Below are 18,212 nucleotides of genomic sequence, written 5' to 3' on the forward strand. Positions count from 1 at the left end.
CGAAGTCCCCTTCGGGCCGCGGCCCCGGCGCGGGAGAATGCCGCCATGCCCGACCTCGACGCGCTGCGCACCCGCTGGATGCACGCACTGGAAGCCGCCCGCTCCCCCGGTGGCCCCGACCCCGCCCCGTACGCGGACAACCTCCTCGCCCGCTGGCAGGAGCCGCAGCGCCGCTACCACACCGTGGCGCACCTCACGGCGGTCCTCGACCACATCGACGTACTGGAGAAGTACGCGGACGACCCTGACCTGGTGCGTCTGGCCGCCTGGTTCCACGACGCCGTGTACCTCCCCGACCGCTCCGAGAACGAGGAGCGGTCGGCCGGCCTCGCCGAACGCGCGCTTCCCGAGGCCGGGGTGTCCGAGGAGAGGACCGCGGAGGTCGCCCGCCTGGTCCGCCTCACCGTCACCCACGACCCGGCCGGCAGCGACCGCAACGGCCAGGTCCTGTGCGACGCCGACCTGGCGATCCTGGCCTCGGCACCGGACACGTACGCCGCCTACACCGCCGCCGTACGCCAGGAGTACGCCTTCGTCCCGAACGACGCGTTCCGCGAGGGCCGCGCCGCGATCCTGCGCCAACTCCTCGACCTGCCCCGCCTGTTCCACACACCGCACGGCGCCGCGGAGTGGGAGAGGACCGCGCGGTACAACATCGGCGGCGAACTGGAGCTGCTCACCGACTGACCACTCACCACGCGCGGCACCGGTGGGACGGCGGCCCCTGAGGCGAGCCCAGGGGAATGGCCCCGGGCGGCCCCCGTTGATGCTTGACATGCCCGCCCCCGCCGAACGTCCCCGCATGCCCCTTGCCGTCTACGTCCTCGGCGTGGCCGTCTTCTCGCTCGGGACATCCGAGTTCATGCGTCGTGGGCAAGGCGGGCGCGGCGAATAATCCGGTACGTATGGAAGCGTGATCCGAATTATCCTCGCCGCATGCGAGACATGGGTGGGGACCAGGTGTCGGAAGCAGTCACGGAATGCGTGACGCTGTTGCGGACGGTGGCCGGGCGGGACTGGGACGGCGTCAAGGCGGGCCGCCTGGAGTGGAGTTGCCGTCAGGCGGCGGAGCACATCGCCTCCGATCTCATCGCCTACGCGGGCCAGTTGGCGGGGCGGCCCACCGAGGCGTACGTCCCCTTCGAGATCGTGATGGAGGACGGCACGGACAACGCGGGGGTCGTCGACGTGATCGAGGCGACCGGCGCCCTGCTCGCCGCCGCCGTCCGCACGGCACCCCGCGAGGCGCGCGCCTTCCACCCGTATCCCTTCCGCAGCGCGAACCGTGAGGGGTTCGCCGCGATGGGGATCGCCGAGGTACTGCTGCACACGCACGACATCGCGCAGGGGCTGGGCGTGGCTTACGAGCCCCCGGCCGCGCTCTGCCAGGGAGTCCTCACGCGGATCTTCCCGCACGTCCGGCCCGGCCCGGACCACTGGCGGACCCTGCTGTGGGCGACGGGGCGCGGAGAACTGCCGGGCCGGGCCCCGCTCACCGAGTGGCGCTGGAACAACAACCTGGTGATTCCCGCCGACCGGCTCACCCTGCAAGGCGTCACGCCCGCGGCCGCCGCCGATCTGCGCGCGGGCGGCACGGGGGGCTTCGAGTGGATCGAGGGCGGCCCGTTCGAGGGCACGCGGGACGCCGCCGGGATGGTGATGAAGGCGTACGAGGACGGGACGCACCGCCCGGAGTGGGGCATGTTCGTGCTCGTACGCGGCGAGGACGGCCGCGCGGTCGGCGCCATGGGCTTCCACGGCGCCCCCGACGAGGAGGACCGCGCCGAGGTCGGCTACGACCTCGCGGAGAACGCCCGCGGCCACGGCTACGCCACCGAGGCCCTGCGTGCCCTCTCCGCCTGGGCCCTGGCCCGCGACGACGTCAAGCTCCTCTTCGCGGCCATCGACCGGTCCAACTTCCCTTCCCAGGGCGTCATTTCGCGCGCCGGGTTCACTCGGGTGAGCGAGGACGTGGAGCGGTACGCGTACGAGCTGAAGGGGATGGACCGGGCGTTGCAGTTGTACGCCCGCCAAGGCTGACCCGGGGCTCCGCCCCTCTCGCCCAGGCCGTCACCGGCTCAGACCCTTCCGCCGCCGCAGCCCCGCCCCGTGCAGCAGCCGCACCACCTCGCGGCTGCTGACCTCCACCGCGCCGGCACGCACGGCGTCCGGGTAGCGGTGCGAGGGGAGGTCGTAGTGGTCGCGCTCGAAGGCGCGCCGGGGGACGCCCAACTCCGCCGCGAACAGATGCAGTTCGTCGTACGAGACATCGCTGATCAAGTGGGACCACACGCGCCCGTGCCCCGGCCAGGTGGGCGGATCGATGTAGAGCGTCACGAGGACGGGCTTTCGCCGGTCGCCGCCCCCAGCGACCCCACCGACGCCACCTTCACCCCCACCTTGTGGCACACCCAGTGCGGGTCGGGGCCCAACTCGGGCTCGACGTCGAGGGCGTGCGGGTCGCCGGAGCCGCAGACGGGGCACAGCGGCCACCGTCCGTGCCGCTCGAGAAGGGCGTCCTGTACGTCCTGGGCGACGAGCCCGGCGACATAGTCGACGCCGTCCGGCCACTGCTCGACCCACCAGCGGCGCTGCACCACCGACTCCTCGACGAGCGAGACGACGTCGGCCTCGGCCGCCTCGGCCGCGACGAGATCGGCGAGGACGAGCGCGCGAGCCGCGTGCAACGCCTGCTCCAAGGGGCTGACGGGGTTGCCGGTGGGGTCCATGTCCCTATTGTGCGCACCCTTGACCGCACGCCTCAACGGAAAATATCTTTCAGTATGTGACCCATGACGTGAAGGAAATTTTCGCCGGGGAGGCGCCGCCCGCCCCGGCCGCCCTCGCGGCCAAGGTGCGGACGCTCGCCCCGTCGATGACCCGCTCCATGCAACGGGTCGCCGAGGCCGTCGCCGGGGACCCGGCCGGCTGCGCGGCCCTCACGGTCACCGGCCTCGCCGAGCTCACCGGCACCAGCGAGGCGACGGTCGTCCGGACCGCCCGTCTCCTCGGCTACCCCGGTTATCGGGATCTGCGCCTGGCGCTCGCGGGGCTCGCCGCCCAGCAGCAGTCCGGCCGCGCACCCGCCGTCACCGCCGACATCGCGGTCGACGACCCCATCGCGGACGTCGTCGCGAAGCTCGCGTACGACGAGCAGCAGACCCTCGCCGACACGGCGGCCGCGCTGGACACGGTCCAGCTCGGCGCGGCCGTCACCGCGCTGGCCGCGGCCCGCCGTATCGACATCTACGGCGTCGGCGCGTCCGGCCTGGTCGCCCAGGACCTGGCCCAGAAGCTGCTGCGCATAGGGCTGATAGCCCACCCGCACAGCGACCCGCACCTCGCCGTCACCAACGCGGTGCAGCTGCGCGCCAAGGACGTGGCGATAGCGATCACCCACTCCGGCTCGACCGGCGACGTCATCGAACCGCTCCGGGTCGCCTTCGAGCACGGGGCGACGACGGTCGCGATCACCGGCCGCCCGGACGGGCGCGTCACGCAGTACGCCGACCACATCCTCACCACCTCGACGGCCCGCGAGAGCGAGCTGCGCCCGGCGGCGATGTCCTCGCGCACGAGCCAGCTGCTGGTCGTGGACTGTCTGTTCGTGGGGGTCGCCCAGCGGACGTACGAGACCGCGGCGCCCGCGCTGTCCGCGTCGTACGAGGCGCTGGCGCACCGGCATACGCCGCGCGGCGGCCGATAGCACGTCGCGCCCCTCTCGGGGCGCGGTACGACACCTCACATGAAAGAGCCGCTCCTCTCATGACCCCCATGTCCAACTATGGCGATCTTCGAGCAGAGTTGGAGACGCTGACAACCGAGGCGTTCCGCCCCGAACTGTCCGAGATCGACCAGTTGCCCACACTGGAGATCGCGACGCTCATGAACGGCGAGGACGCCACCGTGCCGACGGCCGTCGCCGAGCGGCTCCCGCTCATCGCCGCCGCGATCGACGACATCGCGGACCGGATGTCCCGCGGCGGACGCCTGATCTACGCGGGCGCGGGCACCGCGGGCCGCCTCGGTGTCCTGGACGCCTCCGAGTGCCCGCCCACGTTCAACACCGACCCGTCCCAGGTCGTCGGCCTGATCGCGGGCGGCCCGACCGCGATGATCACCTCGATCGAGGGCGCCGAGGACTCCAAGGAGCTGGCGGCGGCCGACCTGGAGGCGCTCTCCCTGACGGCCGACGACACGGTGGTCGGCGTCTCCGCCTCCGGCCGCACCCCGTACGCCGTCGGCGCCGTCGAACACGCCCGGACGCGGGGCGCGTTGACGATCGGCCTGTCCTGCAACGCGGACAGCGCGCTGGCGGCTGCCGCCGAGCACGGCATCGAGGTCGTCGTCGGCCCGGAGCTGCTCACCGGCTCCACCCGTCTGAAGGCGGGCACCGCCCAGAAACTCGTCCTCAACATGCTCTCGACGATCACGATGATCCGCCTGGGCAAGACGTACGGGAACCTGATGGTCGACGTACGCGCCTCGAACGAGAAGCTGCGGGCCCGCTCCCGCCGCATCGTGGCGCTCGCGACCGGCGCCTCGGACGAGGAGATCGAGCAGGCGCTCGCCGCCACGGACGGCGAGGTGAAGAACGCGATCCTGACGATCCTGGGCGGCGTGGACGGGCCCACGGCGGCCCGCCTTCTGGAGGAGAGCGAGGGCCACCTGCGCGCCGCGCTGGCGACCGCGCCCCGCTGACCAGCACCCTCGGGGGGTGCGCACACCGAACGAGTCCATCGCCGCGGCGCTCCTCCCCCTCGTGGGCGGCCCCGCCAACGTCACCTCCGTGGCCCACTGCATGACCCGCCTCCGGCTGGGCCTGCGGGACCGGAGCCTGGTTCAGGAGGAGGCCCTACGAGCGCTTCCCGCCGTCCTCGGGGTGGTCGCGGACGACGACACGTACCAGATCGTCCTGGGTCCGGGCACGGTCTCCCGGGTGACCCCGGAGTTCGAGGCGCTGCTGGCGACCACAACCGACGATCAGCTGCCGGCGACCACCACCGACGATCAGCTGCCGGCGACCACCACCGGCGGTCGGCTGGGGGCGGGCACCGCCGACGATCGGCTGGGGGCAAGCACCGCCGATCACCTGGCCTTGCGCGGCGCCCATTTGAAGGCCGCCCAGCAGCAGCGCAACACCACCCCCCTCAAGTCCCTCCTCCGCCGGATCGCGAACATCTTCGTCCCCCTGATCCCCGCCCTGATCGGCTGCGGAGTCATCGCGGGCCTCAACGGCCTGCTGGTCAACCTGGGCTTGCTGCCCTCCCTCACCCCCGCCCTCGCCGCCATCGCCTCCGGCTTCATGGCGCTGATCGCCGTCTTCGTGGGCTACAACACGGCGAAGGAGTTCGGCGGCACGCCGGTCCTCGGCGGCGCGGTGGCGGCGGTCATCGTGTACGCGGGGGTCGCGAAGGTGACGGTGTTCGGGATGACGCTCGCCCCGGGCCAGGGCGGCGTCCTGGGTGCACTGGCCGCCGCGGCCCTCGGCACGTACGTCGAGAAATGGTGCCGCCACTGGGTCCCGGAGACGCTGGACGTCCTGGTCACCCCCACCCTCACGGTCCTGCTCACCGGCCTGGTGACGCTGTACGCGCTCATGTACGCGGCGGGCGAGCTCGCCACGGCGATCGGCACGGCGGCGAACTGGCTCCTGGACCACACGGGCGCCTTCGCGGGCCTGGTCCTGGGCGGCCTCTTCCTGCCCCTCGTCATGCTGGGCCTGCACCAGGCCCTGATCCCCATCCACACCACCCTCATCGAGCAGCAGGGCTACACGGTTCTCCTGCCCATCCTGGCGATGGCGGGCGCGGGCCAGGTCGGCGCGGCACTCGCGGTGTACGTCCGCCTGCGCCACGACCAGTCCCTGCGTACGACGATCAGGTCGGCGCTTCCGGCAGGGTTGTTGGGGGTGGGCGAGCCGCTGATCTACGGCGTTTCACTCCCGTTGGGCCGCCCCTTCCTGACCGCTTGTGCGGGCGGGGCGGCGGGCGGGGCCTTCGTCGGGTTCTTCGCGATGCTGGGTGACAAGGTGGGCGCGACGGCGATCGGACCGTCGGGCTGGGCCCTGTTCCCCCTGCTCTCGGGCAACCAGGGCCTGGCCCTGACGGCGGCGATCTATGCGGGTGGGCTGGTGACGGGCTATGTGGTCGGCTTCCTCACGACGTACGCCTTCGGCTTGGGCGGCCGAAGGCATACGGGCACAGCGGCCGACCCGTCCAAAACAGCTGCCGGGCCCACGGCGTGGGTGGGCCCGGCAGGAGATGATCGGCCTACTTCTTGACCTTGCTCTTGTAGCCCGACACCGTGGCGATCCACTCGATGAAGTCGCCCGGGTCCTGGTCCGCGCCGTGACCGGCGTCCCAGTAGTACGAGGTGTTGACGTCGTCGCCCAGGTTCTTCAGGCGGGCGCCGAGGTTGCTCGCGACCGTGAGCGCGGTGTCGCTGTCCTTCGTGCCGAGGCGGATCCACCAGTGCTTCGAGCGGCTTCCGTTGACTTTGTCGACGAGGTGGTACATCGGGTTCATCAGGTGGAGCTTCTCGGGGATGTCGCTGTCGAGGCGCGCGCTGCTGCCGCTCTCGTGGCGCAGGCTGTAGAGGGTGAAGTGGCGGGCCTTTGTCGTCCCCGTACCGAACTCGTTGTTCTCGCCCGCGGACAGGTCGAACGCGTCGAACGCCGTGGCGTCCTTCTTCCGCGCGCCCACGTGGGTGAGGAAGTCGGCCCAGGAGAAGGTCGCGTTGCTGCCGTCCCAGGTGATGAACGTGTTCGCGGCCAGGTAGGTCGTACGGTCCGCATCCGACAACGCGGCAAGGTACTTGGTGGCGGACGGCTCCAGGTGGGTCTTCACCAGGTACGCGTCGAGGTTGCGCGTGGTGAGGGTGCCGAAGCCCTTCGCCGTCAGCTTGAGGGAGGCCAGGTAGTCGCCGTACGCGGTGCTCAGTTCCTTGGAGACGGTCTGGTCGACCAGCGAGCCGCTGCTCAGCGCGTTGGCGCCCCAGTTCCACTCGTACGCCATGTCGGCGTGCTCCAGGTCGGTGATCGGGCACCAGGCGCCGGTCGCGAAGATCGCGTCGCTCGCGTCGGCCGCGCCCAGCTCCTCCAGGTAGGAGTCGTAGATCGGGCTGTCGCCGGACGCGCCGAGCAGGGAGGAGAGGGCGCCACCGGCGCTGACGCCGGAGGATACGATCCGGTTCACGTTGCCCGGGATGCGGCCCTTGTTGAACTTCACGTACCGGACGGCGGCCTTGAGGTCGACGATCGCGGCGGGCGCGGTGCCGTAGTACGTACCGCTGGAGTCGACCAGGGAACGGCCGCGGGCGCCCGGCTCGACGACGACGTACCCGGCGGCGAGCGCCAGCTGCTGGCGGCTGAGCGTGCCACCGGGGCCCATGGCGCCGCCGACGCCAGTGGCGCTCGCCACGGACGACGGCATGTAACCGCCCACCTGGTTGGCGAGGAGGATGGGGGCGTCGGTGGCGTCGACGGCCGTGCCGTCGATCGTCACGGGAACACTGACGTTCAGGGACTGGTAGGTCGCGTCGACCGGCTTGGCCACGTAGGTGCCGACCTTGTAGAAGTGGTACGTCACCTCGTGGGCGACGCCGTCGGTGTCCGTGACGCTGATGGTCAACTCGGTGTAGGTGTCCGGGTCGAAGACCAGGGAAGAATCCGTGGCCTTCGAGGACTTGGCCGCGGTTGCGTCTGCGGCCTGCGCGCCGGAGGCGAACCCAACCGCCGGCACCGCGGCGGCCGCGGTGAGCCCCATGACCACTGTCCTACGCTTCACTTCGGTCTCCTGTCTTCGCGGCTCGTTCGGACAATGACCGTTTGCCCGTGCACAGCTGGGCGCGGCCACACCTCAAGTGCAACAGCCGTTTCTTAAGGCCTCCTGTGCGCTTTCAGTGACAGCGCCGCGAACCGGCCACCGACCCCACCGGGCCCGACCACCCGGGTCCTGACTGACCCGCCTGCAAACCCCAGCAATCGTCCACAAAATTGTCAGCACTTTTGGCGCATTCTCGCGCCCGCGGCGTCGGCAGTCGTCGGACGACGGCGAATCCAGGTCTCCGCCACTTCTCAGGTCCGGTGCAGCGCCCCGGTTGTCAGTGGCGTGTGCGACGGTTGCATTACCGACGCCGTACGGATGACAACGCCGGACGGAAGACAGCAGCCAGAGACGGAGCCGCACACCGTGAACCACGCACAGCTGACCGCCCTGGGACGCGCCCTGCGGCTGCTCGGCGAGCACGGCGACGCCCTGTCCGCCGACACCCCGGACGCCAAGCTGCACGAGGTCAAGGCGGACCTGAAGCGGGCCCTGGACCTGCTCGACGAGACGGTGACCACGGCGGCCCCGACGACCCGCTGCGCCGAGCATCCGAACGGGCCGGTCGACGAGGCCGCCGCCGACCTCTGCCTGCTCTGCGAGACCCGCCGCCGCGCCGCCCGCCGCTCCGAGGTGAACGGCGCGTTCCCGCACGGCCGCCCCACCGGCCCTGACGAATCCCCCGAGCGCACGAAGTCCCGCTACGGCGTCCGCGGGGACCGCCCCCAACCCCAGCAGCGCTGGCTCCCGGAAGTCTGGAACGGACAGGCGTGGCAGCTCTGCGGCACCCCGCGCCGAGACCGCCACGAAGCCGAGCGCTACCTCGCCGCCGAGCGCAGAACCCCCCGCCCCGGCATGGCCTACCGCCTGGTCCACGAGTTCACCGACTACGAGGTGCTGCGCATCTGGGGCACTCCGGTCAAAATCGACATCGAGCCGATGGGGAACCTGTAGTCGGGCCCGCTCTCCTGGGCCCTCCCCCCCCCGGCCGCATGGGCACGGCGCCGCATGGGCACGGCCTACCGCCGGGATTGGCAGATTCGTGCCACCGTCAGGCCCTGGAAACGCCGGTTTCCGCCGTGCGGGGTGGCACAAATCCGCCAATCCCGAGCCGCAGGGCAGCGGCTCACGGCAGCCGCCCCTCCCGGTTGATGCTTCGCACCCGGGCCCGCAGCACCTCCCCCGGCGGCGCCGGACCCACCGCCTCCGGGGGACAGTCCCACTCCCGCCCGCCACCCACGGGCCGCAGCTGTACGTATCCGCCCTCGCGCCCCATGACCTGGCCGAGGCGCCCGTCCCGTACGTCGACCACGTACTCCCCGTTCACGAGTCACCCCCGGCGGCGACCCCGCGCAGCACGGCGGTCAGCTTCTGCGCCGTGCCGACATTGCAGCGTCCGAGCGCGACCAGAGCGAACGGCTCGTCGCTCGCGCCGGTCACCGGGTCGACCCGCAACGAGGGCAGCACGACACCGACCCCGACAAGCGCCGCGCGCAACTCCTCGACGATCTCCTCGGTGGGCCGCACCCGCTTACTCGACGTCATCTCCATCGCTCTGATCCCTCCACGCTGAGTGTTCCTGTTCCACACACAGCGTGGCGATCTGCCCTCTAACCTGGCCAGAGACGGCGTCCAACAACCCCACCTGCGTGACAGGGAGTTGCCATGCCTGGGCCAAAGGATCTCGAGCCGTCCTCGTCGCCACGCGCCATGATCGGTGCGGAGTTGCGGCACGCTCGCGAGAACGCGGGCCTCAGCCAGGCCGATCTGGGCGAGCCCCTCTTCGTCAGCGGCTCGTTCATCGGCCAGCTGGAGGCCGGGACGCGGCGCATGCATCTCGAATACGCCGTCCAGATTGACGAGATCCTGGGCACGAACGGCTTCTTCGAGCGCAACTGCACCGCTCTGGCCAAGTCCAAGTACCCGGACCACTTCGCAGAGGCGGCGGAGGCGGAGGCAATCGCTACGGCGATCAGGGAGTACGCAACGCTACTGATTCCCGGCCTGTTACAAACGAGGGGGTACGCGGAGGCAGTGTTCCGCGCATACAAGCCAACGGCGCCCGACACCGAGATCGACGCGCTGATGGCCGCCCGACTCGAACGCGCGCACCTCATCAACGATCCAACAACCCTGCTGTTGTGGGTGGTTCTGGACGAGGCCACACTCCGGCGGACAGTCGGCGGCGGCTCGGTGATGGCGGAGGCCCTCCTTCACGTAACGAGCTTGGCCCGCAACCACCGGATCATCATGCAAGTGCTGCCGTTCGGCTCCGGGGCTCACGCGTCGATGACGGGTCCCCTGAAACTCATGGAGTTCGAGGACGCGCCTCCGCTCTCCTTCGTCGAGGGCCCGGACATGGGCAAGCTGCTCGACGACCCGGCCACCGTCGCCCGCCACACCCTGACGTTCAACCTCCTCCAGGCGGCTGCACTTTCGCCTCAGGATTCCCTGGCCCTGATCGAGTCAGTGGCGCAGGATTACGAGCATGGAGAACAGCACCCGTGAGTACGACCTGAGCACTGCCACCTGGTACAAGTCCAGCTACAGCGGCGGCGAGGGCGGCAACTGCCTCGAAGTGGCCGACGGCTATCCCTCTCTCGTCCCGGTCCGCGACTCCAAAAACCCCCTCGGCCCGAAGCTCACGTTCCGGGCAGAGGCTTGGTCCGTGTTCATCGCGGACGTCAAGGACACAGCCCAGGCGGCGCATTGAGCGGCGGCCCCCGTGACGACGAACCGGTCTTCGTCAGAAGCAAGTGGGGCACGAACCGGTACGTCTACAACCCGAACAACCCCCTGGGCCTCGCCCTGATCATCGGCTCACTGCTCTTCGCGGCGGGCGGCATGTACTACCTCCGGGCAAGCTCGCCACACCCGAACTCCAGCTGGAGTGAGGGCGAGCTGCGCTCGGCGGTGCATCAAGCGGCGCGGGACCTGGAGAAGGAACCGCAGTACACCGACGCGTATCTGGGCTATGGCGAGGCCATCAAGGGCGCCGTGGAACAGACCGGAAAGGGACCGTCGTACGGAGTCGGCGTCTCCACAGGCCCGTACGACTACACGATCACCGGTGACGGAACGGACGCGAAGTTCTGCATGCACGTCATCGCGATGCAGTTCGACGAGACGAAGGCGAACGCGAAGCTCTCCATCGACGTCACCGACGGCAGCTGCTGATGGCCTGAGGTTGACGACGCGGGTCAGCCGACGAGCAAGTCCATCTTAAGATCACGGAGTTCGCGCGAGTCGATGCCCAGGCCGAGGACCGGCTCACCGCCCGCATCAACTCGGGCCGTGATCCAGGAAGTTGGCGATCCAACGCCCGAGGGCGACACTCCTTCCGGAAGCCGGAAGCCGGAAGGAGTGCCGCCCTCGGGCGAAACGAAAGTCCGCTCGGCTCAGCTGAGCGTGCTCAGCGCCTTCGGGTCGTACGCCCCCAGCTCACCGAAGCGGCCGTCGAGGACCTTGGCGGCCCACTCCGGGTCCTGGAGCAGGGCGCGGCCGACGGCGACGAGGTCGAACTCGTCGCGCTCCAGGCGGTCCAGGAGGTTGTCGAGGCCCGCCACCGGGGCGCCTTCGCCCATGAAGCCCTTGATGAAGTCGCCGTCCAGGCCGACCGAGCCGACGGTGATGGTGGGCTTGCCGGTGAGCTTCTTCGTCCAGCCCGCCAGATTGAGGTCGGAGCCCTCGAACTCCGGCAGCCAGTAGCGGCGCGTGGAGGCGTGGAAGGCGTCCACTCCGGCCGCGGCGAGCGGGGCCAGGATCGCCTCCAGCTCCTCCGGCGTCTCGGCGAGCCGGGCGTCGTACGCCTCCTGCTTCCACTGCGAGTAGCGGAAGAGGATCGGGAAGTCCGGGGAGACCGCGGCGCGCACCGCGGCGACGATCTCCGTCGCGAACTTCGTACGGGCCACCAGGTCACCGCCGTACGCGTCCGTGCGGCGGTTGGTGCCGGACCACAGGAACTGGTCGAGCAGGTAGCCGTGGGCGCCGTGCAGTTCGACACCGTCGAAGCCGATGCGCTCGGCGGCGGCCGCGGCCTCGGCGAACGCCGCGATGACGTCGTCCAGGTCGGCCTGGGTCATGGCCTTGCCGGTGGCCTCGGTGGCGCCGATGCGCAGGCCGGAGGGGCCGACCGCGGGGGCCTCGGCGAACGGCGGCTGGCCCGCCTCGCGCACCATGCCGATGTGCCACAGCTGCGGCACGATCTTCCCGCCCGCCGCGTGCACGGCCTCGGCGACCTTCGCCCAGCCCGCGAGCTGCTCCTCGCCGTGGAAACGCGGGATGCGGTCGCTCTGCCCGGCCGAGTCGTGGCCCACATACGTGCCCTCGGTGACGATCAGGCCGACGCCCGCGGCGGCGCGGCGGGCGTAGTAGCCGACCACGTCCTCGCCGGGGACGCCGCCCGGGGAGAACTGCCGGGTCATCGGCGCCATGACGATCCGGTTCGGGACGGTCAGGCCGCCCAGGGATACGGGGCGGGAGAGGATCTCGGCCGCGCGGGAGGCGGAGGCGTCAAGCGTCACGTGGGGGCTCCTCGGAGAGGTCGGTCAGACATCGAGCAGATACAGACGGGGGATTCCAGGCGGTATGTGCATGTGCATCAACCGTCCGTGAGCGTCAACCGACCCGTCCCTCACCGCATTCCGCCGCATGACCGGAGGCCCCTGTGATCCCGGCCACCCACACCGGGAAGATCCCCGAAAACGCCCGAGGGCGGCACCCCTTGAGAGAAGGGGTACCGCCCTCGGAACGTCAGGACAGTGATCAACCAGAGGTCGATCAGAAGTCCATGTCACCGCCCGGCATGCCGCCCGGAGCAGCAGCCCCGGCCTTCTCCGGCTTGTCGGCGATGACGGCCTCGGTGGTGAGGAACAGCGCGGCGATGGACGCGGCGTTCTGCAGGGCAGAGCGCGTGACCTTCGCCGGGTCGATGATGCCCTCGGCGATCATGTCCACGTACTCACCGGTGGCGGCGTTCAGGCCGTGACCGATGGGCAGGTTGCGGACCTTCTCGACGACGACGCCACCCTCGAGACCACCGTTGACGGCGATCTGCTTGAGCGGGGCCTCCAGGGCGAGACGCACGGCGTTGGCGCCGGTCGCCTCGTCACCCTCGAGCTCCAGCTTCTCGAAGACCGCGGAGGCCTGGATGAGGGCCACGCCACCACCGGCGACGATGCCCTCCTCGACGGCCGCCTTCGCGTTGCGAACGGCGTCCTCGATGCGGTGCTTGCGCTCCTTGAGCTCGACCTCGGTGGCGGCACCGGCCTTGATGACGGCCACGCCGCCGGCCAGCTTCGCCAGGCGCTCCTGGAGCTTCTCGCGGTCGTAGTCCGAGTCGGAGTTCTCGATCTCGGCACGGATCTGGTTGACGCGACCGGCAACCTGGTCCGCCGAGCCCGAGCCGTCGACGATCGTGGTCTCGTCCTTGGTGATGACGACCTTGCGGGCGCGACCGAGCAGGTCGATCCCGGCGTTCTCCAGCTTGAGGCCGACCTCCTCGGAGATGACCTCGCCGCCCGTGAGGATGGCGATGTCGCCGAGCATGGCCTTGCGGCGGTCACCGAAGCCCGGGGCCTTGACGGCGACGGACTTGAAGGTGCCACGGATCTTGTTGACCACCAGGGTCGACAGGGCCTCGCCCTCGACGTCCTCGGCGATGATCAGCAGCGGCTTGCCCGACTGCATGACCTTCTCGAGGAGCGGGAGCAGGTCCTTGACGTTGGCGATCTTGGAGTTGGCGATCAGGATGTACGGGTCGTCGAGGACGGCCTCCATACGCTCCATGTCGGTGGCGAAGTACGCCGAGATGTAGCCCTTGTCGAAGCGCATACCCTCGGTGAGCTCCAGCTCCAGACCGAAGGTCTGGGACTCCTCGACGGTGATGACGCCTTCCTTGCCGACCTTGTCCATGGCCTCGGCGATGAGCTCGCCGATCTGGGTGTCGGCGGCGGAGATGGAGGCCGTCGAAGCGATCTGCTCCTTGGTCTCGACATCCTTCGCCTGCTCAAGGAGGGCACCGGAGACGGCCTCGACGGCCTTCTCGATACCGCGCTTGAGGGCCATCGGGTTGGCACCCGCGGCCACGTTGCGAAGGCCCTCGCGGACCAGCGCCTGGGCGAGAACGGTCGCCGTGGTCGTACCGTCACCGGCGACGTCGTCCGTCTTCTTGGCGACTTCCTTGACCAGCTCGGCGCCGATCTTCTCGTACGGGTCCTCGAGCTCGATCTCCTTGGCGATGGAAACACCATCGTTGGTGATCGTGGGGGCGCCCCACTTCTTCTCGAGGACGACGTTGCGGCCCTTGGGGCCAAGGGTGACCTTGACGGCGTCGGCGAGCTGGTTCATCCCGCGCTCGAGACCGCGCCGTGCCTCCTCGTCGAACGCGATGATCTTGGCCATGTGAAGTGGTCCTCCCGGACGGGGTGGATTGCTCCGGATCGCGCCCGCGCCCGCGACGGACGGCCTGCAGCCCTTGTGGTTCCTTGCCCCACCGGCCTGCGGACCTCACTGGCCCGATCCAAGTTCTGTCACTCTCACTGGGAGAGTGCTAACGCCAATGATTAGCACTCGACCCCGTCGAGTGCAAGGTGCGCCCGCGAAGCGGGCTCGTTGCGGGGTGGTGGTCGGGTGACGGGCGGGCGCAAGCGCCTCTCACGAACGAGGGCGGACTCCCGGAACGCACGAGGGGCCCGCATCCCAGATGGGATGCGGGCCCCTCGGCGTGAGTGCGTCGGTGGCCGATCGCGCCGAGATCAGACGGCGAGCTTGACCATGTCCGCCTGCGGACCCTTCTGGCCCTGCGAGATCTCGAACTCCACTCGCTGACCCTCTTCAAGGGTGCGGTAGCCGTCCATCTGAATCGCGCTGTAGTGCACGAAGACGTCCGCACCACCGTCGACCGCGATGAAGCCGTACCCCTTCTCCGCGTTGAACCACTTGACGGTGCCCTGAGCCATGCCTAACTCCCCTATTACTGGCCCTTGCACAGATCCACACTTCGTGGATCCGGGTCAGACCTCACCCCCCAACGGTTGGGGGTGTGCGCCGGAACGCGTCGACCGCGGCTGAATGTATCTGTCCAACTGCCGTCTGCAACAGGTCAATCGGACGAGAATTCTGGGCACGGCCGATCGGTAATATGCGGAGAATTCGCAAGGATCCAGGGCAAGTCGGGCCCCGTATATGCCATAAACGGCTCAAAAAAGCGGGGCACTTTGGCTGCTTCTTGTCGGGCGTCGAGCAGAGGCTCATATGCACCCGGCATGGAACTGGCATAAACAGCGAAGCAGGTTCCCCAACTGTACCGTGCTCAACCATGCAGAATTGCCCCCTCCGTTTCTCTCGCGGAGGGGGCAATTCGATGAACTCCCGGTGATTTACGTTACCTACGGTAACAATCTCACCGTGCGTGACGGTCAGCCTCCGGCGACGGCGGGGATGATCGAGACGCCCGCGCCGTCCGGCGTCGCCGTCTCCAGGCCCTGCTCGAAGCGGACATCGTCGTCGTTCACGTACACGTTGACGAAGCGGCGCAGCTTGCCCTGGTCGTCCAGGACGCGCGCGGCGATGCCCGTGTGGTTCTTCTCCAGGTCGGTGATGACCTCGGCGAGGGTCGCGCCCTCGGCCGTCACCTCGGCCTTGCCGCCGGTGTAGGTGCGCAGGATGGTGGGGATGCGGACGTTGACGCTCATGATGCGAGGCCAGCCTCTCGGAAGGAGTCCAGGTTCGGGCGGATGGTCGCGGTCAGGCCGGTGCCGGCCACCGCGTCGAGGGTCTTGAGGCCGTCACCGGTGTTGAGGACGACCGTCGTCAGGGTCGGGTCTAGGAGACCGTTCTCGATCAGCTTCTTGGTCACACCGACCGTCACGCCACCCGCCGTCTCGGCGAAGATGCCCTCCGTCCGCGCGAGCAGCTTGATCGCGTCGACGACCTGCTCGTCGTTCACATCCTCCACCGCACCGCCGGTACGCCGCGCGATGTCCAGCACGTACGGCCCGTCGGCCGGGTTGCCGATGGCGAGCGACTTGGCGATGGTGTTCGGCTTCTGCGGCCGTACGACGTCGTGCCCGGCCTTGTAGGCGACGGACACCGGCGAGCAGCCCTCGGCCTGCGCCCCGAAGATCTTGTACGGCTTGTCCTCGACGAGCCCGAGCTTGATCAGCTCCTGGAGACCCTTGTCGACCTTGGTGAGCTGGGAGCCGGAGGCGATCGGGATGACCAGCTGGTCGGGGAGCTGCCAGCCGAGCTGCTCGCAGATCTCGTACGCGAGGGTCTTCGAGCCCTCCGCGTAGTACGGCCGCAGGTTGACGTTGACGAAGCCCCAGCCCTCACCGGCCGGGTCGCCGATCAGCTCGGAGCAGAAACGGTTCACGTCGTCGTAGTTGCCCTCGATGCCGACGAGCTCGCCGCCGTAGATCGCGGCCATGACGACCTTGCCCTGCTCCAGGTCGTGCGGGATGAACACGCAGGAGCGGAAACCGGCGCGGGCGGCGGCGGCACCGACGGCTCCGGCGAGGTTTCCGGTGGAGGAGCAGGAGAGGGTGGTGAAGTTGAAGGCGCGGGCGGCCTCGATGGCCTGGGCGACGACGCGGTCCTTGAAGGAGTGCGTCGGGTTGCCGGAGTCGTCCTTCACGAAGAGCTTGCCGGCGTCGACACCCAGCTCGCGCGCGAGGTTGTCGGCCTTGACGAGCTTGGTCCAGCCGGGGTTGATGTTCGGCTTCTCGGCGACGTCCGCGGGGACGGGCAGCAGGGGCGCGTAACGCCAGATGTTCGCGGGGCCCGCTTCGATACGCTTGCGGAGTTCCTCGGTGTCGTAGGCCGAGAAGTCGTACGCGATCTCCAGCGGGCCGAAACACTCCTCGCAGGCGAAGACCGGGCCGAGGGGCACGCGGTGACCGCACTCGCGGCACGAAAGAGCCGCGGCGGGGCCGAGGTCTACGGAGTTCGCGGCGTTCGCCGAGTCGGCGGAGATCCCAGCGTTCGTGGTGCTTGCAACTGTCTGCGCAGCCATGGAGGCGAGGCCCTTTCTCCTCATCTTCCTCACGACGCACTTCGCCGTGAGACGGATTTGGCACCTTCCCGAGCCGGGAGCCTCGCGACGACGACGCAGTCGTACGAGACCGGCTGGAGGGTTGCCGGGGCTTCATCGGGCCGTATCCCTCTGCCCCTCTGGATGAGCGGTATTCGATTGTTGAACTGTGGAGCACGGTGTGCGCCGATGATCCAGGACATGCGATGGTCATCCGCGTTGTTCAAGACTGTAACCGAAGGCCAGGACAGTTGAGATAGTCGTCCGAACCGCGAGATGGATCACACCGTGCGAGACGGGGTGATCAGACAGTGAGGAGCCGCAGACTGTGCTGAAAGAAGTTGAGCGCTGGCTGAGCACACGCTCCTGGTCCCTGACCGATCGCCCGCTCCACAAACTCATGGCCGCCAAGCGCACCACGGGCTCGACCGTCAGTGTCGTGCTGCCCGCTCTCAACGAGGAGGAGACGGTCGGCGAGATCGTCGCCGTCATCCGCCACGACCTGATGCAACAGGTGCCGCTCGTCGACGAGATCGTCGTCATCGACTCGGGCTCGACGGACCGCACCTCGGAGGTCGCCGCCGCCGCGGGCGCGCGAGTCGTCCACCGGGACGAGATCCTCCCGCGCATACCGGCCGTGCCCGGCAAGGGCGAGGTCCTGTGGCGGTCACTGCTCGTGACCAGCGGGGACATCATCTGTTTCATCGACGCGGACCTGAAGGAGTTCTCCTCCGACTTCGTCTCCGGGATCGTGGGACCGCTGCTCACCGACCCCGGCGTCGACCTCGTCAAGGCCATGTACGACCGTCCGCTCGGCTCGGCCGCGGGCCAGGGCGGCCGTGTCACCGAACTCATGGCGCGCCCCCTGCTGAACATGCACTGGCCGCAGCTCGCGGGCTTCGTCCAGCCGCTGGGCGGCGAGTACGCGGCCCGCCGCTCCCTCCTGGAGCAGCTCCCGTTCCCCGTCGGATACGGCGTGGAGCTGGGCATGCTCGTCGACGCCCTGCACCTCGTGGGCCTGGACGCGCTCGCCCAGGTCGACGTGGGAGTGCGCAAGCACCGCCACCAGGACGGGCAGGCACTGGGCCGTATGTCCGCCGCGATCTACCGCACCGCGCAGCTCCGGCTGGCCCGCGGCCACCTCATCCGTCCGGCTCTCACCCAGTTCGAGCGGGGCGAGGAGGGATTCGAGCCGCGCACCTACTCCGTGGACACGGAGGAACGGCCTCCGATGGCGGACATCGCCGAATACCAGTCACGCAAAGTGGCCTAGGAGAGGACGTGGAGTAACCGACTCCGGCGGTCGTATACGGCCCACGGGAACGTTTGAGCGTTTCGACGCCGGGCTAGGTTTC

Annotated in this window: 20 protein-coding genes and 1 riboswitch; of the genes, 10 read left to right on the top strand and 10 right to left on the bottom strand. The window is 69.4% G+C overall.

Annotated elements, in window-relative coordinates; all coding sequences use genetic code 11:
* Positions 1–45 precede the first annotated feature (45 nt).
* Both ACZ4WS_RS37925 and ACZ4WS_RS37930 read left to right on the top strand, forming a co-directional pair.
* Positions 46–687, top strand: coding sequence for an HD domain-containing protein (locus ACZ4WS_RS37925; RefSeq protein WP_467987533.1), 642 nt, complete (start codon positions 46–48; stop codon positions 685–687).
* 249 nt (positions 688–936) lie between these two features.
* Complete coding sequence (locus ACZ4WS_RS37930) at positions 937–2,040, top strand: GNAT family N-acetyltransferase (RefSeq protein ID WP_467987535.1); 1,104 nt, start codon at positions 937–939, stop codon at positions 2,038–2,040.
* A 30-nt stretch (positions 2,041–2,070) separates the two neighbouring features.
* On the opposite strand, the gene ACZ4WS_RS37935 is transcribed toward ACZ4WS_RS37930, so the two are convergent.
* Together ACZ4WS_RS37935 and ACZ4WS_RS37940 are read right to left on the bottom strand one after the other, a co-directional pair.
* A complete protein-coding gene (locus ACZ4WS_RS37935) occupies positions 2,071–2,337 on the bottom strand; it encodes a DUF4031 domain-containing protein (RefSeq protein WP_467987536.1) in 267 nt (88 codons plus the stop codon).
* Positions 2,334–2,729, bottom strand: a complete 396-nt coding sequence (locus ACZ4WS_RS37940) for a hypothetical protein (RefSeq protein WP_467987537.1) — start codon at positions 2,727–2,729, stop codon at positions 2,334–2,336. Before ACZ4WS_RS37940 ends, ACZ4WS_RS37935 begins: the two co-directional genes overlap by 4 nt.
* Positions 2,730–2,785: 56 nt before the next feature.
* Between ACZ4WS_RS37940 and ACZ4WS_RS37945 the strand changes: the two genes are divergently transcribed.
* From ACZ4WS_RS37945 to ACZ4WS_RS37955, 3 genes are read left to right on the top strand one after another with little or no spacing between them, the layout of a single operon-like run.
* Positions 2,786–3,706: a MurR/RpiR family transcriptional regulator gene (locus tag ACZ4WS_RS37945; protein ID WP_467987538.1), complete on the top strand. Its 921-nt coding sequence runs from the start codon at positions 2,786–2,788 to the stop codon at positions 3,704–3,706.
* 59 nt (positions 3,707–3,765) lie between these two features.
* A complete protein-coding gene (gene murQ, locus ACZ4WS_RS37950; protein ID WP_467987540.1) occupies positions 3,766–4,701 on the top strand; it encodes an N-acetylmuramic acid 6-phosphate etherase in 936 nt (311 codons plus the stop codon).
* Positions 4,702–4,717: 16 nt separating this feature from the next.
* Positions 4,718–6,283: a PTS transporter subunit EIIC gene (locus ACZ4WS_RS37955; protein ID WP_467987541.1), complete on the top strand. Its 1,566-nt coding sequence runs from the start codon at positions 4,718–4,720 to the stop codon at positions 6,281–6,283.
* Here the strand turns inward: ACZ4WS_RS37955 and ACZ4WS_RS37960 are convergent.
* Positions 6,273–7,766, bottom strand: a complete 1,494-nt coding sequence (locus ACZ4WS_RS37960) for a subtype B tannase (RefSeq protein ID WP_467987585.1) — start codon at positions 7,764–7,766, stop codon at positions 6,273–6,275. The two genes, ACZ4WS_RS37955 and ACZ4WS_RS37960, sit on opposite strands and share 11 nt — an antisense overlap.
* Before the next feature lie 426 nt (positions 7,767–8,192).
* Here ACZ4WS_RS37960 and ACZ4WS_RS37965 point away from each other — a divergent pair, with 426 nt between their 5' ends.
* Positions 8,193–8,780, top strand: a complete 588-nt coding sequence (locus ACZ4WS_RS37965; protein WP_467987542.1) for a hypothetical protein — start codon at positions 8,193–8,195, stop codon at positions 8,778–8,780.
* A 172-nt stretch (positions 8,781–8,952) separates the two neighbouring features.
* On the opposite strand, the gene ACZ4WS_RS37970 is transcribed toward ACZ4WS_RS37965, so the two are convergent.
* Positions 8,953–9,153: a hypothetical protein gene (locus ACZ4WS_RS37970; protein WP_467987589.1), complete on the bottom strand. Its 201-nt coding sequence runs from the start codon at positions 9,151–9,153 to the stop codon at positions 8,953–8,955.
* Positions 9,150–9,371: a hypothetical protein gene (locus ACZ4WS_RS37975; protein ID WP_467987544.1), complete on the bottom strand. Its 222-nt coding sequence runs from the start codon at positions 9,369–9,371 to the stop codon at positions 9,150–9,152. Before ACZ4WS_RS37975 ends, ACZ4WS_RS37970 begins: the two co-directional genes overlap by 4 nt.
* 120 nt (positions 9,372–9,491) lie before the next feature.
* Here ACZ4WS_RS37975 and ACZ4WS_RS37980 point away from each other — a divergent pair, with 120 nt between their 5' ends.
* The 3 genes from ACZ4WS_RS37980 to ACZ4WS_RS37990 are packed head-to-tail and all read left to right on the top strand — an operon-like array spanning position 9,492 to position 11,003.
* A complete protein-coding gene (locus tag ACZ4WS_RS37980; RefSeq protein ID WP_467987545.1) occupies positions 9,492–10,334 on the top strand; it encodes a helix-turn-helix domain-containing protein in 843 nt (280 codons plus the stop codon).
* The gene (locus tag ACZ4WS_RS37985) at positions 10,315–10,539 is read left to right on the top strand and encodes a DUF397 domain-containing protein (RefSeq protein ID WP_467987546.1); all 225 of its coding nucleotides are present in this window, start codon (positions 10,315–10,317) and stop codon (positions 10,537–10,539) included. Before ACZ4WS_RS37980 ends, ACZ4WS_RS37985 begins: the two co-directional genes overlap by 20 nt.
* The gene (locus ACZ4WS_RS37990; RefSeq protein ID WP_467987548.1) at positions 10,536–11,003 is read left to right on the top strand and encodes a hypothetical protein; all 468 of its coding nucleotides are present in this window, start codon (positions 10,536–10,538) and stop codon (positions 11,001–11,003) included. Before ACZ4WS_RS37985 ends, ACZ4WS_RS37990 begins: the two co-directional genes overlap by 4 nt.
* A gap of 221 nt (positions 11,004–11,224) precedes the next feature.
* On the opposite strand, the gene ACZ4WS_RS37995 is transcribed toward ACZ4WS_RS37990, so the two are convergent.
* The 5 genes from ACZ4WS_RS37995 to thrC all read right to left on the bottom strand — a co-directional run bounded on the left by ACZ4WS_RS37995 (position 11,225) and on the right by thrC (position 16,839).
* Positions 11,225–12,349: an NADH:flavin oxidoreductase gene (locus ACZ4WS_RS37995; protein WP_467987549.1), complete on the bottom strand. Its 1,125-nt coding sequence runs from the start codon at positions 12,347–12,349 to the stop codon at positions 11,225–11,227.
* Between the two features lie 256 nt (positions 12,350–12,605).
* On the bottom strand, positions 12,606–14,228 hold the full coding sequence (gene groL / locus ACZ4WS_RS38000) for a chaperonin GroEL (RefSeq protein WP_467987551.1): 1,623 nt from the start codon (positions 14,226–14,228) through the stop codon (positions 12,606–12,608).
* A 353-nt stretch (positions 14,229–14,581) separates the two neighbouring features.
* Complete coding sequence (locus tag ACZ4WS_RS38005; RefSeq protein WP_005315736.1) at positions 14,582–14,785, bottom strand: cold-shock protein; 204 nt, start codon at positions 14,783–14,785, stop codon at positions 14,582–14,584.
* A gap of 459 nt (positions 14,786–15,244) precedes the next feature.
* On the bottom strand, positions 15,245–15,520 hold the full coding sequence (locus ACZ4WS_RS38010; protein WP_467987552.1) for a MoaD/ThiS family protein: 276 nt from the start codon (positions 15,518–15,520) through the stop codon (positions 15,245–15,247).
* A complete protein-coding gene (gene thrC, locus ACZ4WS_RS38015) occupies positions 15,517–16,839 on the bottom strand; it encodes a threonine synthase (protein WP_467987553.1) in 1,323 nt (440 codons plus the stop codon). Before thrC ends, ACZ4WS_RS38010 begins: the two co-directional genes overlap by 4 nt.
* A gap of 17 nt (positions 16,840–16,856) precedes the next feature.
* Positions 16,857–17,008, bottom strand: a riboswitch (SAM riboswitch).
* A gap of 177 nt (positions 17,009–17,185) precedes the next feature.
* Here thrC and ACZ4WS_RS38020 point away from each other — a divergent pair.
* Positions 17,186–18,130, top strand: coding sequence for a glucosyl-3-phosphoglycerate synthase (locus ACZ4WS_RS38020; protein ID WP_467987555.1), 945 nt, complete (start codon positions 17,186–17,188; stop codon positions 18,128–18,130).
* Positions 18,131–18,212 lie beyond the last annotated feature (82 nt).

The organism is Streptomyces sp. NPDC029292 (genome assembly GCF_055569295.1).

What these genes read in the sequence shown, in the direction of transcription:
- groL (WP_467987551.1), bottom strand. Translation starts at nt 14,228, where the DNA reads ATGGCCAAGATCATCGCGTTCGACGAGGAGGCACGGCGCGGTCTCGAG.
- ACZ4WS_RS37985 (WP_467987546.1), top strand. Translation starts at nt 10,315, where the DNA reads ATGGAGAACAGCACCCGTGAGTACGACCTGAGCACTGCCACCTGGTAC.
- ACZ4WS_RS37940 (WP_467987537.1), bottom strand. Translation starts at nt 2,729, where the DNA reads ATGGACCCCACCGGCAACCCCGTCAGCCCCTTGGAGCAGGCGTTGCAC.
- ACZ4WS_RS38005 (WP_005315736.1), bottom strand. Translation starts at nt 14,785, where the DNA reads ATGGCTCAGGGCACCGTCAAGTGGTTCAACGCGGAGAAGGGGTACGGC.
- ACZ4WS_RS37930 (WP_467987535.1), top strand. Translation starts at nt 937, where the DNA reads ATGCGAGACATGGGTGGGGACCAGGTGTCGGAAGCAGTCACGGAATGC.
- ACZ4WS_RS37980 (WP_467987545.1), top strand. Translation starts at nt 9,492, where the DNA reads ATGCCTGGGCCAAAGGATCTCGAGCCGTCCTCGTCGCCACGCGCCATG.
- ACZ4WS_RS38010 (WP_467987552.1), bottom strand. Translation starts at nt 15,520, where the DNA reads ATGAGCGTCAACGTCCGCATCCCCACCATCCTGCGCACCTACACCGGC.
- ACZ4WS_RS37925 (WP_467987533.1), top strand. Translation starts at nt 46, where the DNA reads ATGCCCGACCTCGACGCGCTGCGCACCCGCTGGATGCACGCACTGGAA.
- ACZ4WS_RS37960 (WP_467987585.1), bottom strand. Translation starts at nt 7,766, where the DNA reads ATGGGGCTCACCGCGGCCGCCGCGGTGCCGGCGGTTGGGTTCGCCTCC.
- murQ (WP_467987540.1), top strand. Translation starts at nt 3,766, where the DNA reads ATGACCCCCATGTCCAACTATGGCGATCTTCGAGCAGAGTTGGAGACG.
- ACZ4WS_RS37975 (WP_467987544.1), bottom strand. Translation starts at nt 9,371, where the DNA reads ATGACGTCGAGTAAGCGGGTGCGGCCCACCGAGGAGATCGTCGAGGAG.
- thrC (WP_467987553.1), bottom strand. Translation starts at nt 16,839, where the DNA reads ATGGCTGCGCAGACAGTTGCAAGCACCACGAACGCTGGGATCTCCGCC.